Below are 17,867 nucleotides of genomic sequence, written 5' to 3'. Positions count from 1 at the left end.
CATAATGGTATCCCTACTGAGCCGCGATTAGCAATGACTGCAATTCAGATGTGTATAGGCCGGGGGTTTCGTAAATAACCAGCGGCGGGTGTTCAGTGAAGCCGGTTGAACTTTTGCCAACGGTAGCAAGGAAAAACACGGGATGCGCGTCTGCAAAGGAATGGACGTACTTCCGTTCATGAGGATGAAAATGAAAAGCGGACGTGAGTTTATCGAAATCGGACTCGCGAAATGCAGGAAGAATTACCGTAAGGCGACCGGCCGGCTTTAACAGGATTTTGGCGCACTCAAACAGATCCTTCAGTTTCATCTTGATTTCGTGTCGCGCAATCGCTTTTTGCGAAGAAGGATTGAGGCGTCCTGAGCCGGCTCTTCTATAGGGCGGATTCGAGTAGATTCCATCAAAAGACGCTTCGGGGAGTATTTCGCTAAGGTCTCTCATATCAGCTTCATGAACCTCTGCTTGTTCAATCTCATTGAATTCGAAATTTTTTCGGCACAATTCCGCGAGTTCCTTTTGAATTTCTATCGCCTTTACAGAACGAAACCGGTTGAGTTTTGACATCAGAATCGTGACAACACCGCAGCCTGCGCCAATTTCCAGAAGCTGGTCCTCCGGTCCGCTTTTCACAAAGTGCGCGAGTAAAACGGCGTCAAGCGCAAAACGATACCCTTTCTCGGGCTGAAGGACCCGAATGTCCGTCCTCCATATGGAATCTTCCGTGTATTGCATATTAATTCAAACTGTACTATATATAGTACTGTTATCAGGTATAGTGGCCGATTTATGGTGGTCTTGCAACAATACCTCCTTTGATAGTCACGACCTCCTGGTGTTGTCGGCTTTGATGCTGGAGAGGATACCCCGGATCTTCAGTTGCCACGATCCGGGGTATTTTTTTGTTTTATTAACCGCCAAGGCGCCAAGAACGCCAAGATTGAAGAAAAAGAAAATTCTATTCTTGGCGACTTGGCGCCTTGGCGGTTCAATCAAAAAGGGGCGCCCGTCTCCCGGGTGGGAAACAGGCGCCCGCGACATGGCCTGATTGAAGGATTAAGGGCAAACGTTATTTTCTGGGATTCGCTGGATTCGATTCGTAATTCGTACGTTATCGATCCACACGCCTCCAGCAACGGTTGCATCAACAAGCTCGTCCGATCCGAAGCGGACTCGAACCAGTACTTTGCTCCCGCTGTAGAGACTAAGATCAGCAGTCTTGGTAGCAAATAAAGGTGACACACCGCTGAAGAAGGGAGTAGCTGTTGTGATGCAGCTCGTGCCAACGCTGGCGGCGTTGTAGCCTTCGTTGATCTCTACGATCTCCCAGGTGATACCGCCATTCGCAGAAATTTCGATTACGGCGCCATCGTACGCGGCGTCTGAATTTTCCGTTACATGGGCAATGTCAAAACTTAACGAAGAGGTATTCGACAATTCCCAGGTTGGCGATACGAGCGAATCGCATTGGAACGCAAAGTAATCAGAGTAGAAATTGCCGCTGGAAAGATTTCCCGATGTAGGAAGCGGAGTCGTTACACTCCATTCGCCGCCCAGCGTCCATCCTTGCGCTGTACCGTCTTCTGCATCGTACAGAGTGCTGACAAGACTCTTGTCAAGATTGACTTCGGCAATCAATGTCCGTTTATTCGGATCCGCCTGACCGGAGGAATTTGCAGTAAGAGTGAACGTGATCCTGTCATCAAATGGCGCTGCCGAGCTGACCTGGAAATAGAATTTTGCAGTTTTTGTCTGTGTACCATTGGCTGCTAGCGTTCCGAGATTTACAGATGTCGGACTCAGGAACTGAACGTATGTGCGATCGCTTACGATACTGACAATGGAATTGGAAGCATTCTTTGTTCCTGTGTTATTGACGTTTACCGTGATTTCAACTTTTTCTCCAGGATCCGCAACCAGATCACGATCGCCGCACGATCCGAGTGCATTGTCCGCCGTGATAGCGGCCGAGCTTACGCGCGCATTGGATCCTTTGAATTGCTGGCAGAGTTCGCCATCCGCGCCGACCGGCACCTGAACCAGCTCCAGCGAGCAACCTGCGGAACTGGTAATGTTCAAATACAGATCGATGTTTTGACCGCAAATCTGCGGATCATTATTGAGCGAAAGCTGAAAAGAAATGCTCGGTTGCGCCGTTGCGCCCGTTGCGATTGTTCCGTAAGAAGCTGGACCGGCTTTATCAATCGTCACTCCCGGTGTGGTTGTTGTAATGCTTGCTGAAACTTGGAATGCTGTGCTGGTGCCCTGATTTGTCAGTGGCACCGTTACGCGTATCTTTTCTCCAGGATCCGCTCCGTTGTCTTTGTTTCCACCAGGTGAATCGCTCACGGAAAATGAAGTGAGGAAATCAGGCAATGAAATTGTTAGGGTCTTTAAAGCTGAACCACCTGTGGAGAATGAAGTGGCATTTGCAGCCTGAACGAGATACCGGTAAGTGACACCTTGATCCACACCGACATCTTTGAACGTGAAACTTCCATTCGCCGGTTGTTCATCGAGCAACAACATCACATCGTCACGTCTCTCGGTTCGAAGCACGCGATACGATGTTGCGCCGGGAACACTGGACCAGGTCACGACCGCTGTCGGATGTCCTGAAACAGAATCAAGAACAGTCTGCACGTTGAATGCGGGAGCCTGGAGCGGCAGTGAATTTGCGGCATCTTGAACTGCCGGCTGGCCATTTGCATCACGTTCTTCAATTCCATGATCTACGAAAGCATCATTGATATAGGCAGCATGGGGAGTGCCGTTCGCCAGACCATCCCCTTCATCATCCACAACCATGTAAGCGTCATAGGCGCCAACGCCCTCTGATTGGTCGCGGGAAGATGCATAAGACGCAACCGCGGATCTGGATTCAAAGAAAAGCCGTTCATGAACGGTCCAGGCCAGATCACGATCGAGAGCTGGATTGTTTCCAGGAAGCGGATCGCCGCTGTAGGTAACATTCTTCTTTTGGGCATCGAGCTGAACCGTTCCGTATCGTGTGCCGCGCAAGAGGTTTTGAACGAGATGATATGCCGTTTGTCCCCAGATCTCTCCTTCGCAATGGCACTCGCGGAGTTTTGGTCCAACGCAAGCTGTGTTCACAACGCTGCACTTTGTTGCAACGTTTGTGGTATCCAATTTCCCGCGGTTTGCGCGGAGTTCATCCACGTTCCGGACGCCATCGCAAGTTTTGATGTTGCCCGTGTCCGGATCGATCAAAAACGGGCCGGTGTTTCTGCCATCTTCAAAAGATTGGCCGATGCACGAATCATGATCCACAAAAAGCGCAATGTGATCACCGACCGCTTCGCCTGTCGCGCGATCTGTAAGATTCGGCGGCAGACCGTCAAAATCATCGATACCGTGACCATACTCATGCTGCATGACGTCACGGATCAATCCTGTATTATTGCAACCTCCCCCACTGCGATAGAAATTCACTGAAGAGCCATTCCAGAATGCATTGCACTGATCATTGATATTGACGTTGACTCCCACAGTCCCTTCGTAAAAGGAAAAATCTGTCCATTTTTTCCCCATGCTTCGCGCTACGTTCGTGTGGTAATAAGCTGTCCGGTCCGCCTGCGTCGATGTTCCGTTTCCAAACACATCAGCTGTATCAAGCTCAGGGATCGGTCCGGGTGTAACAACATCCTTTCCGCCTGTTCCAAAATTGATTACACCTAAAAGGTCGGAACTCGCGTTCGGCTGGAATTCTTCTTGCGGATCTTCTTCCGACTTCAGACATTCTTCACAAAACGTATCAAAGAACTGTCCGTTTAAACCTGAGTTTGCTTCACCTTCATAGTCATAGACTCCATTTTGAGTTGAGGTGAAAGGGAAACCGCTTTGATCTACCCGAACAAACGGAAACGAACGGACGACTTCTGCGTCCCGGAATTCTGCCGGTTTGATGCCGCCGGTTACTTTTCCTTTGATATTGTCTGAAGATGTTTCGCATGCATAATTATTGCGATCTACGAAAGAAACCATTGTTGCCGTTTTGGCGTCCACTTGAGCGAACCAGGTCGCTCTGCCACCGTTTTGCCGGAAAGAAAGTTCATATATCAGGCGATGGGTCAATAGATTTGCTGTCACTGTGGGCAAATACGCCAGGCGCGGTTCTAGAATCACGCTTACTTGATCCTGGGTGAAGCCCGCGTGGAGAAGGGCGGCTGTGAGCGCCTGTTGTGCTGTGATGAGCGCGGTTTCCTGAGTGAGATTTCCTATTTTTGCGGAGTTCCAGTAAATCATGTTGCCGTTGTTGACTGCAAACACCAATCGCGCGCCGACAACCTGCACACCGTTGATTACCTGATCGAATGCGGCGTAACGAACGCGCTTCGATTCTGTTTTGTCGGCTTCCGGAACAAAACGGAGCTGGGATTGTGAAATTTGAAAGAGAGCGGAGTTTGCTGTGATGAAATTTCGCGCAGCCGTTTCGAGATCAGCGGAAGAAGTTCCTCCGTTGAGACTATTTGCGGGACCTGCGATAAAAGGAATGGCGCCTCCATAGACTCGGCGCGCGCTTCCCGTAAGCGGATCAAACGTGCTTTTCCAGTTCCCGCCGTTTGCCGCATTAAAAGTAGTCCATGCGGCAGACGTTTCAAAGACGTTTTGTTTCGTCGCGTCAGAAACCGGAGCAATCACCGGGGGAAGAATGATTTTGTTGGTTAGCTCAGATGTTTTCGGTGGATTCAGTGCGGATGAAAAACCAGCAATCAGGAAAAACGTAATTAAAATAAGAATCCCTTTTTTGGCCATGTGATCCTCCAATCGTCCTGTTTTCTAAGTTATCCGGCTGAAGTTTCTGACACTATCAGCCCACTTCCCAATTTCTTGTGAGTGTTTGTCCTACAAAAAAATCGTAGTGGCAGAGCATTTGCCACTAATTATGAACGAGCCTTTATCGCGCAATTGCTTCCCAACAGAACAAACTAACTTCCTGCAAGCAAATGCTCTGCAACTACGTTAAAAAAGGTTTTTTTGGGCGGCGTAATGGATCAGCTGGGCGTTGTTTTTTAGATGCAGTTTTTCGAGGATTCTTGCGCGGTATGTGCTGATGGTTTTCACACTCAATGATAGCTCGTTTGCAATTTCTGTTGCGGTCTTGCCGGAGGCGATCAACCGGAAGACTTGATATTCCCTGTCAGATAGAGATGTGTGGAGTGGTGTTTCCTCGGCATCGAGCAAATAAAGGAATTGTTCAGCCAGGGATGTGGTTATGTATTTCGATCCACCCGCAACTTTCAGAATCGCCTCCACCAATTCTTCCGGCGCGCTGTCTTTCGTGATGTAGCCTGAGGCTCCTCCTTTCAAGGCGCGCATCGCATACTGTTCTTCCGGATGCATACTCAGAATCAAAACTGGCAGGCGCGGAAACTCTTTCTTGATTTCCGATAAGATCTCGAGCCCTCCTCTTCCGGGCATGGAAATGTCCAGCAAAACAACTTCAAAGGTTTCTTTGCGGATGAGATGCAGCGCTTCCGGCCCCGTGCTCGCTTCAGCCGCAACCGCGATGTTAGGACTCGCTGCAACAAGCTGTTTCAGACCGGCTCTTACAATCGCATGATCATCTGCGATGAGAATCCGGATCATGGCTATCTCCAAATTCCAAAATACAATATCGAAATTCCAAATAATACTTAAACAACAATTCAAAAATTCCAAACTCTATGAACGCATGTTTGAGCTTTTGATTTTGGAATTTGAATTTTATTTGCAATTTGGGATTTGACCATTTGAAAAATTCTTCTAGGTCTGGAGTTTCTTGATGATATCTTTGATCGATTCTTCAGCCGATTCTTCCCACAACAATGCCGAGCCGGCGCCCATGTGCCCGCCACCTCCATACTCCGACATCAACTCACCGATGTTTACTTTGCACGTTCTGTTAAAGATGGCGTGGCCTATCACTACCGCGACATGTTGTTTCTGCGGTCCCCAGTGGATGCGCAGAGAAACATTTGCGTCCGGGAACAGCGTGTAAACCAGGAATCGATTGCCGACCGGAATCGGATCAACATCTCGAAAATCGGTCACCACAACATTCTTTTCCATTCTGGAGTGTTTGGTCGTTAGCGACTTAAATTCCTCCCACTGCGATCGCATGAGATCGACCCGGCTTTGTACCTCAGGCATTTCCAATACTTCTTCGATCGTAAAGTCCTTCAGTGCTTTCACGAGACTCAAAAAATAATCCTCGAATCTCCCAAGACCTGTTCTTGGATCGACTGTAAAGCCAAGCAATACATAATCTTTTGGATCCAGCACATCATCCATTGTCAGATTTGCGCTGTCCATACGATCCGTTTCGGCGATTAATTTTTCGAATCGATGCAATTTCGGACTGTTATAGTATTCGTAGATCACGCGAGCTGTGCTGGGGGCCTGCCTGTACATCCCTTTGAAATCCGGCGGAGGCTTTTCGTTGCTATCCGTTAGAAGATGATGATCAAACCACATTCCACATTCCGGATGATATGGTAGGTTTGCGAATACGTCGTCACTTCTTACGATGAATTGTTTGTCGGTTATGTCTTGCGGATGGATGAGCCAGATGGAATCAATGTCTTCCATTTCCGTAATCAGTACGGAACAGGTCAGTCCATCCATGTCCCCACGCGTTACGAGTCTCATAAGGTTGCCCTCCTCGCTGCTATTTAGATTAAATAGGTTGTGATGTATTTAATCAAGATGAACACGTAGTGCGCCTTGTTTTCCCCTCCTTATGAAGGAGGGGCGAAGGGGAGGTTGGAAAGAGAATAAACAGAAGCAACCCTCCCTCAATCCCTCCCTTTATAGGGGAGGGAAGTCAAACACTTTCCCCTGATAAGAGGTCGTCGGGGGCGTAATCGCGTACGTTACACATTTTCTTTCTTGAGACTACAGGTTACACTCGAGAGAGGGTTTAATTTCGAAAGGGGTATCTCGTTTGAAGAAAAAGATACTGTTTTCACTGCTCATTTTGATTTTTCTTCTCACTGCGGGTCTCCTGATTATTAACCTTCCTTCCACGAAACAGAAAGTCGGCGCGTACCTCATCGATTACCTGAAGAAGGAATATGGCATCCACGCCGAAACGGATCAGTTCGACTACAAGTTTCAGGACGGTCTTCTCATTGTGCGCATAGATAAAGTCAAAATCTTCGGCGGAAAGACCAATCAGGATCTGTTCTTTCAATCAAAGTTTTTGGAAGTGGAAATTCCTTACTCCTCACTGTGGCGAGATCATTTTCTGGTTCAGAAGCTGGTTCTGAGCGGTCCGGATGTAAACCCTGAGAATTTGCCGCAGTTGCGGGAACGGCCACAGACAAAAAGTGAGAAGACTTTTGAGATTCAGAAAATCGATTTGAGAGATGGCATCCTTCGTTACGGACGGATGCCATTAGAGAAAATCGAATTACAGGCAAAAATTCAGAATAACAATCTTGAATTGCAAACCCTGAAAGCCAGATTCGATACCATCACCATTGAAGGTTCCGGTGAGCTGAAAAATCTTTCCGATCCGCACTATCAACTGAATTACAAGGCAGCAGGAAATCTTTCAGCGGTACAGAAAATTCTTGCAGATGCTCCTCCGCTCAAAGGGGAATTCACAACAGAGGGAAAGGCGTCTGGAGAGACCGGTTCGTATGTTGTTGAAGGAAAATTGCGTAGCGATCACCTTTCAGTTTACGGAGAACAGCCCTTTACCGCCGGTGGAACTTTCCGGTTCGATTCTGCAAATACGGCAGTTCCTTTGAACCTCAGCGTGCAATGGGATTCTGCTCCCGCTGGACTTGCGCGACGATTTGATCCGGATCTTCCGCAGTTGGCTTCTGTGACCCAAGGCAGCGTCACGTACCTGGGTGGAAAGGATTTCTGGCAAGGTCTGGCTTCGTTTGAGTTGGATTTGGTGCAGGCGGCAGGACGGGGGATTCCAGTGGCCGGTCGCGTCTCTGGCCGGCTCAACGATGGCGCGATCCACATCGAGAAGAGTCATTTGAGCACTGGTTCAGCGCAAGCAACTTTTGAAGGACAGCTCACGCAATCACAGATGCTTCTGGATCTGGATGCGAATGTGAAACATGCAGCCTCGCTCGCATTCGTTAGTCCGGAAATGCAAAAAATTCCCGGATCCTACTTCGTCCGTTCCCGTATACAGGGTCCTTACAAGAATCTGCAAGTTCAATGGGATTTGAAGGGCACGGCTCCCGATGTTCAAATCGTTTCAACGGGGGCGTATCGCATGGCGGCCAATCGGATCCAGGCGACTTTTCAGGGCAATGCTGATGCGAAAGTGCTTGCGCGTTTTTATCCGGCAAAGCTTCAGGGCAACATCACGTTTGAAGGAAAGGCTTCCGGTTACGTAATGAGTCCAGTGCTGACTGCAGAAGTTCAGGGCACCGGTTTGAACGTAAATGGAACTGAGATTGGCGAAGCAACATTGGATTTGGAAAGTGATGGCAGAATTTTGAACGCAGAAGCGCAAATTCCAGCCTACTCTACTGTCGCCAGCGGCAAATACACGTTCAAGAATCGCAGCTTCGAATTGGAAACTCACTCCGATCAATTGGACCTTGCGACACTGCGCCCGTTCCTTCCACCAACGGCACAGGAAGCGCAAGGAACATTCACCGCATCGATAACTGCTGCAGGCAACGCGCGGAAATGGCAGGATGCAGATGCGCATGTGATGCTGGAGAAGGCAGACTTCAAGTACCGTGCGTATGGCGCAACCATCAAGCTAGCGACCGCGGATTTGCAACAGCGGACTGTTACGGTCAACCTGGATACGCAGACCACACACGGCAACGTCCAGGTTCGCGGCACCGTTCCTGTTTTTCGCAAGGGAGAAATGGATCTCGATGTTACCGGACAGACCGACATGAAATTTGTTTCTCTCTTTCAACCGAAACTGCAAGCGGAAGGACCGGTGAATATAAACGTTCATCTGGGTGGTACGTTTTCCAAACCGGACTATTCCGGCCGCGCTGCAGCGGAACAATTTGCTGTCATTTCAGAGGATCCGCCCGTTGAATTGAAACAGGCGAACATGGCGGCGGATTTTAGTGGCGCCGAAATTGGATTGCGCGGAACAGGAATTCTGAACGGCGCTACTCTCAGCATCGATGGCAACCTTCCTCTTGTGCGAAGCGCGGGATTCGTCCATTTAACGCTGGACAATCTTTCACTGGCAACGTTGACAACACAAACGGAAGCAGACGTTCGCGGAAATATTTCGATTGATATGGACGCGCATGGAATTGGACGGGATCCGGAGACCTGGAGCGGTTTTTTCAAAATTGTACCTTCACAGGTAATTGTTTCAGGACATTCGATCGAGACGCCCGAACCGCTGGAAGTCGAAATGACCTCAGGCAAAATGTTCCTTAATAAAATTCACCTGAAATCGGGCGCGGTCCTGGATACCGAAGCGCAGGGCCAGGTTAATTTTCGTACGGGTCAGGTGGAAGGGCTTGTGCGCAGTTCCATCGAAATGTCACTGCTTTCCGGTTTCATGACGGATGCAGCGGCAGAGGGCAAATTGCGAGCTGATATTCACGTTGCAGGAACAACGAAGAGTCCTGATTTCGAAGGATTGATTCAGATCGAAAATGGAATGTTCCGCAAATTTCAATCACCGCTTTTGTTGGAACAGATTCAATTGCGCGCGCCTCTACATAAGGATGGCATCCGGATCGAGAATCTGACCGCTCGCATGGGGGGAGGCACCATCGAAGGAAGCGGTGAGATCATGCTGACGAACTGGGCTCCAAAGGACATCGATCTTCAAGTAGCTGCGCGCCGCGTTGGAATGAACTATCCGGATGCGTTCCGGAGCCAGCTGAATGCTGATCTCACGATGAAAAATGTGAACCAGGATTTTTTGATTTCCGGAAAGGTGCAGGTAATTCGTTCCACTTACAGAGACGATATCGATCCACGCGATCGCCTGGTGAATTCACTTCTATCTCAAAAGACCGACCTTTCTCCGCAGGCAGCCGCGCAGGGAAGGATTCGATTGGATATCGCTGTTGAAACGCTCGAAGACTTTCAAATGCGAAATAACATGGGAAAAATTCAAGCCGCTGCCAATCTGGAGGTCAAAGGTCTGATGGATGAACCGCGTCTTTCCGGACGGGTTCGAGTCCGGGAGCGTAGCGAAATTACCTTTGAAGGGAACCAGTTTGAAGTGCAGCGAGGCAACATTGACTTTTACGGACAACGAAAAATCGATCCGGTATTCGATGTCGAGCTGTTTACGATTGCCACAGACACCGACACGCAGCAAGACTACGAAATCACGATACCTCTTTCCGGGCCGTTGAGTGATTTGGATCGCCGCGATCCAACTTCTTTTCCACCATTAGCGCCCAATCAAATCTATTTCCTGCTTCTGACCGGAAAAGCGGACGTTCAGATCAGCGCCGCTTCGGGCAGGTTTTTTGACCGGCAGCTAGGCGCTTTCTTATCCGGCGGGGCTTTTTCCAATGTTCAGCAAAAAATTGCGCGAAGCTTTGGATTGAACCGCGTAGAAATCCAACCGGAACTGGTGTCATCCGAACTGAATCCAGGCGCCAAATTGGTACTTGGGAAGGATTTTACCTCTTCGTTAAGCCTGGTTTACTCAGTTTCCTTAACCGAATCGGATGACCAAACCTGGATCGCTAATTATAAAGCTCCTAAGAATGTTTCCTTCCGTTTTGTGGATCAGCAACAGGGTTACACCGCCAACTTGCGACACCTGATTCGATTTGGAAGAGGCCAGTCCACAGGCAAGTTGCAGGATCTGCACAGGGTTCGGAAACGAAAAGTAGAATCGTTAGAAATTGAAAATGATTCCTTGCTCACCGATCAGGAAATCTCAAAAGAAATCGGTTTGGAAATAGGAGATACGTACGATTTCTGGACAGTCCAGGACGAACTGGAGAAGCTGGAAGAGACACTCCAGGAACGGGACGTCCTCTTCTCTTCGACTGAAGCCGAAGAGAAGGAAGTGGGTTCGGATCGCGTTGCTCTCAAAGTCAAAGTTACCGGAAAAGAGCGCCGGCAAATGATTTTTGAGGGATATAATGTTTCCTCTTCCCAGCTCGAAAAATTCCAGCGTTTTTGGAGAGAAGGATTTTCACCAGAGGGAGTTACTGAAATCATTCGTGAAAATTTATTGCGTGATTTGTGGCTGGAAGGCTATCACAAAACCGAAGTTCGGAAAGAAACATCTACGCCAGACGGAATCATCCAGCACCGGTTCTTGATTCAACCGGGGGCGCTTTATACGGATACGCAAATAAAGTTTGTGGGGGCCGAGCAGTATCCGACTACTGAGCTGGAAGAAGATTTTCAAGCCCTTTATCCCGGACGCGCCGAAATGAGCAGTGATGCAGTTCATAACTTCCAGTCACTCGAACGCAAAATCGTCGCGCTTTACGTGAGGCGAGGATTTCTTGATTCCTCGGTAGAATTGGGACGTTTACAGCTGACTGCGCCACAAGCGATCAAGGAAATCACGGTTCATGAAGGAACCCAAAGCAAGATCGTTGACATCGTGATTTCAGACAATCAGGAATTGCCTGAAGACCTAATGAAACTGCTGAAACTGAAAAAGGGAATGGTTCATGATCAGGCTCTTCTCATTGAAGATGAGGTGACTATTGGGGATTTTTACGAACGCCTGGGTTACATCAATGCGGAAGTCGAGAGCAGCGTTAAGAAAGTCGAGGGCGGATTGATCGTGAAATACGACTTAAAAAAAGGTGGCGTTGCGATTGTTGATTCAATTGACATTCAAGGACCGGAATTCACCAGTCAAAAGTTGATCACAAAGCGTTTACAGTTGAAAGAAGGAGAAATACTGAATCAAGACAAGCTGGCAAACGCGCAGAAAAATCTGACCGATCTACGAATTTTCCATCAAGTGACGGTTCGTCCGCAGTCGACAGACACACCTGATCGTTATCGTGTTGTGGTCGATGTCATTGAAAGGAACCATTATGAGCTTACGTATGGTTTTCGTTACGATACGGAGACAGATCTTGGAGGCGAAGTTCAGCTCACAGATCTGAATCTTTTTGGTTCAGGGCAATCCATTTCTTTTTACACACGAATTCATCAAAAGGATCAACTCTATCGAATTGTTTATCACTCACCAACACTTTCCGGTCTGCGATGGAAAACTCTTATTTCTACCTCCTATGAGAGCGGCGATCTTTTGTTGCTGGAAGATGAAAAACTGGATGGGGAAAGATTCGATCTTACCTTTCAACGTCAGAAAGAGCTTCGCGATCAGTTCATTTTGATTCCAGGTTTTCAGTTCGAGTATTTGACCGTAACACCGGTTGAAGAAGATTCGAATATCGAACCGGTGGAAGGATTGAAAGTATCCAGATTCATTGGAACCCTTCTTAGAGACACCAGAGACGATCCGTTTAACGCAAAAAGAGGAAGTTTCTTTTCCAGCGATCTGCAATATGCTCCCGGATTTATAGGCGATGTTTCTTATTTGAAAAGTTTCAATCAGTATTTGCGATTCCGGCCTGTTGGAAAATATCTCTGGGCTTCGGCTCTCCGTCTTGGATTGGCGACCGACCTTCCGGGACGAATCGTAACGGAAAGATTTTTTGCTGGCGGAAGTTATACAGTACGCGGCTTCAAGAAGGATCAAGTAGGACCAGAGTTGCCGGATGGTACTCCCGCGGGCGGGGAAGCGCTATTCGTGCTGAATCAAGAGTTCCGTTTTCCTATCTGGAAGTGGTTCGGCGGCGCCGTTTTTTACGATGCCGGGAATGTTTACAGCGGGGTGGGTGACTTTAATCCCTTTGATTTACGCCACTCGATTGGTCCGGGATTGCGTTTGAATTCACCGTTCGGAATTGCGCGATTGGATTACGGTGTCAATATTAGTCCCGAAGACGATGAACCCCGCGGCGTCCTTCATTTCGCCCTCGGCCAGGCCTTTTAACGCAAAGACGCCAAGATGCCAAGGCGCCAAGAAAAAAGAAAATAGACTCTAAAATCTTGGCGTTCTTGGCGCCTTGGCGGTTAAATTTGAGTGATGAATATTCTTGCACTTTTGTCGAGTCGTGCTATGATTACCGATTTCTTACCCTATGAAAAAAGATTTTCACATGCATACCTACCTTTCGGATGGTTCTCCCAGTCCGGTAGAGCTTGTGCGCGCATGCATGGAGCTGAAACTCGATGAAATTTCCATTACCGATCATGATTCCATTGGCGCCTATCCGGAAGTGCTGGAAGTGGCGCGCGGTTCTTCATTAAAAGTGACTCCCGGCGCAGAGCTGGACTGCACTTATGGAAACCTGGAGATTCATATGCTGGGTCTGAATCTGGACACTCAAAACGAAGCTCTCAATCACCATCTCAGTGGGATTCAAGCCGCAAGAAAAAAGAGAGCTCAAGAGCAGGCGGATGCCATCAATCGTCATTACAGAAGGACGATCGTCGATCTCGAAAAAATATGTTCCCACTGTCAGACATTCATGAATCCGCATCTGATTCACGCAATGATCGATGAAGGTTTGTTTGATGAATTTCATCCGGCCGACCGGTACAAAAGAGCTCAGCAGTGGATGAAGCAGAATATCCAGGTGGATTCTGTGATCGAAAAACCAACAGCGGAAACCATGCTTAAAATGATCCATAAATCCGGTGGAATCGGCGTTCTGGCCCATCCCGGTTATTATCTAAAAGATGGTCTTGATGTTCGCCAGATGATCAGCGATCTAAAAGAAATGGGAATGGATGGTCTGGAAGTGACGTATCCATATTTTCAGGAAGCCTCACGCGAATTCCCTTCTTTGCAGCACGAAAGGGAAGCGATCGAAATTCTTCATGAACTGGCGAGCCAGTTTGAGTTGCTGGAGACGACCGGCAGTGATGCGCATGAGATCCGGCAGCTTGTATCCTGGCACAGCCGTTCGTAAAACACGCTGTGTTGTCCGAGCCTTTTTTCAAAGCCTTTGATGAGGTTCTCCGTGAGCTGAGTTTGCCTGCTTATCTTTGCGGCGGGACCATCCGCGATCTTCTCCTGAAACGCCCCTTTCATGATGTCGATGTCGTGTTGCCGGAACGCGTTTTCACCGCAGCTCAATTGTTCCAAACGAAAATCAATGCGCCTTATTTCGTGCTGGACAGGGAGCGACAGGTTGCGCGGGTTGTTTGCGGCGGAGGGAATTGGGATTTTTCCGGTTTTCGCAACCACACAATCGAAGGAGATTTGCGCAAACGGGATTTCACGATTAATGCGCTCGCTGTTTTATGGGAACACTTTTATCCTGGTCAGAAACTCGACACGCTGATTGATCCATACGGCGGCCTTCAGGATTTGAAACGGAAAAAGATCCGGGCGGTGGCAGAGGAAAGCCTGGAAGAGGATCCGTTGAGAATGCTGCGAGCGTTTCGAATCCAGGCCGAGCTGCATTTTGAAATTGAACAGGCGGTCTTGACACAGATCGAACAGATTCATTTAGAAATTCAGAATGTCGCTGTGGAACGCATTACGGAAGAGCTTGATCGGATTCTTCTGCAACCCGATTCGGCCAAGGCATGGAAAGCGATAGGAGATTCCGCGCTTTTTGGCTCCCTTTTTCCGGAACTGCAGCCGATGCAGGGCTGCGAGCAGGGCGGTTATCACCATCTGGATGTATGGAAACATACAGCAGAAGCGATGGTTTATTTTGAAGATCTTCTTATACGCATTGAGGAGTTTTTTCCGGATCATGCGTCCTTTCTCAAAACTTATCTGGAGGGCACAGCGGGAACTCTCGAACGAATGCGGCTTCTAAAATGGGCGCTGCTTTTGCACGATATCGGGAAACCGGCAACGCGCGAATTAAAGGAGCCGGCACGTTGGCGTTTCCATGGCCATGATCATGTGGGCTCAGATATGGCGGCAAAGCTTTTACAGCGTTTGAAATTCGCGCGCAAAGATATTCAAACAATCTCCACGATTGTGGAACATCATTTGAAGCCGCTGAACTTGTTCAATCAGGAAGAGCGGGATTACTTTCGTTTCTTTCGCGCAGCCGGCCAGGAAGCGATTGGCATTATTTTGATTGCATACGGCGACATGAGCTCAGCAAGAGGTCCGCTTGCGGACCCTTCGAGGATTGACGAGTATCGCAGTCTAATGGAGGATCTCTTCCGGTATTATCGCCAGGTCTATTATCCGACCGTGAATACACCTGAGCTCATCAAAGGGCGGGATCTGATGGTTGTGTTTCAGCTAAAACCGGGACCCGTGTTGGGACAGATTCTGAAAGAAGTTCGGGAAGCTCAATTAACCGGGCAACTGCGAACACGCGAACAAGCGCTCGAATTCGCTTCCAAGCTGCTGAAAGACAAATCCCCTTGAAAAAAAGGGCAGGGACAAGCCCTGCCCCTACCGGTACGGGCGACCCTTGTGGTCGCCCGTTCTTCAACCTTGAACTTTGAACTTTGAACCTATAGAATAGGCTGTCTTCTCGGGCAAAAAAAGCTATGAAAATCATGGAGATTCTGTACATTGCAGGGTTTTATCTGTTCGCATCGATGACCGTCATTTCCGCTTTTGTTGTTGTGCTGAGCAAGAACATTTTGCGGGCGGTTTTTGCGCTCCTGTTTACCCTGTTTGGAATTGCAGGACTCTTTCTGTTTTTGCACGCCGATTTTCTCGCAGCCACGCAGGTGCTGATCTATGTGGGAGGCGTCCTTGTGCTTCTGCTGTTCGGTATCATGCTCACACAAAAGGTTGTGGAAGCCGACATTCGCACAGGAAAAATACAATTTACTCCTACTCTCGTTGCTATGGGTGTCCTGTTTGTATTTTTGCTTTTCTTGATTTTTCAGACACCCTGGAATCCGAAAGGCACTGCGGACTTCGATCAGAATCAGTTTGGCGAAGGCACGACGGCAGGGATTGGCACGCTTTTAATGACCGAGTGGTTGTTGCCATTTGAAGTTGCATCTGTTCTACTGCTGGCTGCATTGATCGGTTCGGTCTCCATCGCGCGAACCAGGAGGACGACCGAATGAGCTTCATTGAGCCCGGTCTCTACCACTATTTGATCATTGCTGCCCTGTTATTTTGCCTCGGCCTTCTTGCCATCCTTACGCGGCGCAATGGGATCGCGGTGTTGATGGGTATTGAGCTTATCCTCAACGCGGCAAACATAAATTTTGTCGCTTTTTCCTATTACGTGACCCATACGCTCGGCGGTCATGTATTCGTCGTCTTCGTGATTCTGCTTGCAGCCATTGAAGCAGCGGTTGCGCTTGCGATCGTGTTCGCGATTTACAGGCATTTTCACAGCGTGGAAGTTCCTAACGTCAACGTAATGAAGGGTTGATCGATGGATCCAGACATCATTCAACAGATTCAAAGCAGCATCCCGTACTTCGTTCCGGAATTAATGTTGACTGCGACTTTTCTGCTGGTGTTGATCGGAGAAATAATCTCGAAGCGATCCAGCTATGTGGGCTTTGGAATCATCACGGCCGCGGGTTTGATCGCAACGATTTTTCTATCTCTTCAACTCTACAAGGTGCCGGATATTTCGCTCTTCTTCCGGATGATCGTTGTCGACCGATTTGCGATTTTCTTTAAAGTCATTTTTTCTTTCTCGGCGATTCTCATTGTGTTGTTCTCCATGAACTCGAATGAGCTGAAGAAATACAGTGCAGGTGAATATTATTGTTTGCTGCTCTCGGTCGTTCTGGGAATGAACCTGCTTGCTTCTTCTACGAATCTGTTGATGATCTGGCTCGCGCTCGAGCTTGTCAGCATTCCTTCCTATTTGCTTTCCGGGTTTTTGAAGGATGACCGTCTATCGGCTGAGGCGGCGCTGAAGTTTGTGATTTACGGATCCGTCTCCACTGCGATCATGTTGTTCGGCTTATCTTACCTGTACGGAATGACGGGCGCCTATGAAATCAACGATATCCGGAATGCTCTTCGCTCTTCCCAGGTGAATTCCGCTGTACTGCTGATCACCGTTTCACTGATTCTGGTTGGTGTCGGATACAAGATTGCGGCTGTGCCGTTTCATTTCTGGCTTCCGGATGTTTTTCAAGGTTCCCCAACAGCCATTACCGCTTTCTTCTCTTATGGTCCAAAGGCCGCGGGATTTGCTTTTCTGATTCGGCTTTTTTACGGAGTCTTTGCTGAAGGTGGCCCGGATTACAAAGTCGTGGGTCAATTGCACTGGCCTACATTAATGGCGCTCATTGCCGCGATCACAATGACCGTTGGGAACGTCGTTGCGATCTGGCAAACCAGCATGAAACGAATGCTTGCGTATTCTTCGATCGCTCATGTGGGTTATATGCTGATGGGCTTTGTGCTTCTTCGCCAGGACGGAATCGAAGCGATTCTTTTTTACTTGTTGGTCTACATGGTGATGAATCTCGGCGCATTTCTGGTTGTGATTGCGTTATCTTCTCATATGGACAGCGACAACCTGGCCCAATACCGCGGATTGCGCGCGCGATCTCCTTTTGCTGCTTCGATGCTCGCGATGTTCATGCTCTCTTTGACTGGCATTCCCCCTTTTGCAGGATTCATCGGAAAGTTCTATTTGTTTGCGGCCGCCGTTCATGCTCAATTCTACTGGCTCGTCATCGTTGCCGTGCTCAATAGCGTTGTGTCGTTTGTGTATTACGGTGGAGTCGTGAAACGCATGTTTCTGGAAGAAGGGAGCACGGATCCGATTCAGATCCCTCAGCTTTCGCGCGTGTTGCTGGTCCTTTTTGGCGTGGCGCTTCTGGTGATGGGCATTTACTGGTCCCCGTTTGCAGATTATTCCCATCTATCCGCCAATATCTTGTTCGAAAAAGCCCGCCTCGCTTTAAGATAAACTTTAACGCAGAGACGCAGAGA

10 protein-coding genes are annotated in these 17,867 nt (G+C 48.6%); 6 read left to right on the top strand and 4 right to left on the bottom strand.

Translation table 11 applies throughout. The annotated features are described in order from the left end of the window. Nucleotides 1–13: 13 nt before the first annotated feature. The 4 genes from L0156_05295 to L0156_05280 form a co-directional block, all read right to left on the bottom strand. On the bottom strand, nucleotides 14–733 hold the full coding sequence (locus L0156_05295; protein ID MCI0602409.1) for a methyltransferase: 720 nt from the start codon (nucleotides 731–733) through the stop codon (nucleotides 14–16). Between the two features lie 321 nt (nucleotides 734–1,054). Next, the gene (locus tag L0156_05290; protein MCI0602408.1) at nucleotides 1,055–4,774 is read right to left on the bottom strand and encodes a PepSY domain-containing protein; all 3,720 of its coding nucleotides are present in this window, start codon (nucleotides 4,772–4,774) and stop codon (nucleotides 1,055–1,057) included. A gap of 207 nt (nucleotides 4,775–4,981) precedes the next feature. Continuing rightward, complete coding sequence (locus L0156_05285; protein ID MCI0602407.1) at nucleotides 4,982–5,608, bottom strand: response regulator transcription factor; 627 nt, start codon at nucleotides 5,606–5,608, stop codon at nucleotides 4,982–4,984. Nucleotides 5,609–5,764: 156 nt separating this feature from the next. Further along, nucleotides 5,765–6,649 carry an exopolyphosphatase gene (locus tag L0156_05280; GenBank protein MCI0602406.1) on the bottom strand — a complete coding sequence of 295 codons (885 nt, stop codon included), beginning with the start codon at nucleotides 6,647–6,649 and terminating at the stop codon, nucleotides 5,765–5,767. Nucleotides 6,650–6,944: 295 nt separating this feature from the next. Here L0156_05280 and L0156_05275 point away from each other — a divergent pair, with 295 nt between their 5' ends. The 6 genes from L0156_05275 to L0156_05250 all read left to right on the top strand — a co-directional run bounded on the left by L0156_05275 (nucleotide 6,945) and on the right by L0156_05250 (nucleotide 17,844). Next, nucleotides 6,945–12,953, top strand: coding sequence for a translocation/assembly module TamB domain-containing protein (locus tag L0156_05275; GenBank protein MCI0602405.1), 6,009 nt, complete (start codon nucleotides 6,945–6,947; stop codon nucleotides 12,951–12,953). A gap of 148 nt (nucleotides 12,954–13,101) precedes the next feature. Then, nucleotides 13,102–13,935, top strand: a complete 834-nt coding sequence (locus L0156_05270) for a PHP domain-containing protein (GenBank protein ID MCI0602404.1) — start codon at nucleotides 13,102–13,104, stop codon at nucleotides 13,933–13,935. A gap of 11 nt (nucleotides 13,936–13,946) precedes the next feature. Next, nucleotides 13,947–15,365 carry an HD domain-containing protein gene (locus tag L0156_05265; GenBank protein ID MCI0602403.1) on the top strand — a complete coding sequence of 473 codons (1,419 nt, stop codon included), beginning with the start codon at nucleotides 13,947–13,949 and terminating at the stop codon, nucleotides 15,363–15,365. A gap of 125 nt (nucleotides 15,366–15,490) precedes the next feature. Beyond that, on the top strand, nucleotides 15,491–16,024 hold the full coding sequence (locus tag L0156_05260; GenBank protein ID MCI0602402.1) for an NADH-quinone oxidoreductase subunit J: 534 nt from the start codon (nucleotides 15,491–15,493) through the stop codon (nucleotides 16,022–16,024). Beyond that, entirely contained in the window at nucleotides 16,021–16,338 is a 318-nt protein-coding gene (gene nuoK / locus L0156_05255) for an NADH-quinone oxidoreductase subunit NuoK (GenBank protein MCI0602401.1), read from the top strand. Before L0156_05260 ends, nuoK begins: the two co-directional genes overlap by 4 nt. A gap of 3 nt (nucleotides 16,339–16,341) precedes the next feature. Continuing rightward, nucleotides 16,342–17,844: an NADH-quinone oxidoreductase subunit N gene (locus L0156_05250; GenBank protein MCI0602400.1), complete on the top strand. Its 1,503-nt coding sequence runs from the start codon at nucleotides 16,342–16,344 to the stop codon at nucleotides 17,842–17,844. The last annotated feature ends 23 nt before the right edge of the window (nucleotides 17,845–17,867 follow it).

The organism is bacterium, from assembly GCA_022616075.1.
Classification (GTDB): domain Bacteria; phylum Acidobacteriota; class HRBIN11; order JAKEFK01; family JAKEFK01; genus JAKEFK01.
Note: the sequence above shows the minus strand (reverse complement) of the source record. Positions and strands in the feature narration are given on the sequence as shown.

Bases quoted from the DNA above. Each gene is read 5' to 3' on its own strand.
- L0156_05295 (MCI0602409.1), bottom strand. From the start codon at position 733: ATGCAATACACGGAAGATTCCATATGGAGGACGGACATTCGGGTCCTT.
- L0156_05290 (MCI0602408.1), bottom strand. From the start codon at position 4,774: ATGGCCAAAAAAGGGATTCTTATTTTAATTACGTTTTTCCTGATTGCT.
- L0156_05285 (MCI0602407.1), bottom strand. From the start codon at position 5,608: ATGATCCGGATTCTCATCGCAGATGATCATGCGATTGTAAGAGCCGGT.
- L0156_05280 (MCI0602406.1), bottom strand. From the start codon at position 6,649: ATGAGACTCGTAACGCGTGGGGACATGGATGGACTGACCTGTTCCGTA.
- L0156_05270 (MCI0602404.1), top strand. From the start codon at position 13,102: ATGAAAAAAGATTTTCACATGCATACCTACCTTTCGGATGGTTCTCCC.
- L0156_05260 (MCI0602402.1), top strand. From the start codon at position 15,491: ATGAAAATCATGGAGATTCTGTACATTGCAGGGTTTTATCTGTTCGCA.
- nuoK (MCI0602401.1), top strand. From the start codon at position 16,021: ATGAGCTTCATTGAGCCCGGTCTCTACCACTATTTGATCATTGCTGCC.
- L0156_05250 (MCI0602400.1), top strand. From the start codon at position 16,342: ATGGATCCAGACATCATTCAACAGATTCAAAGCAGCATCCCGTACTTC.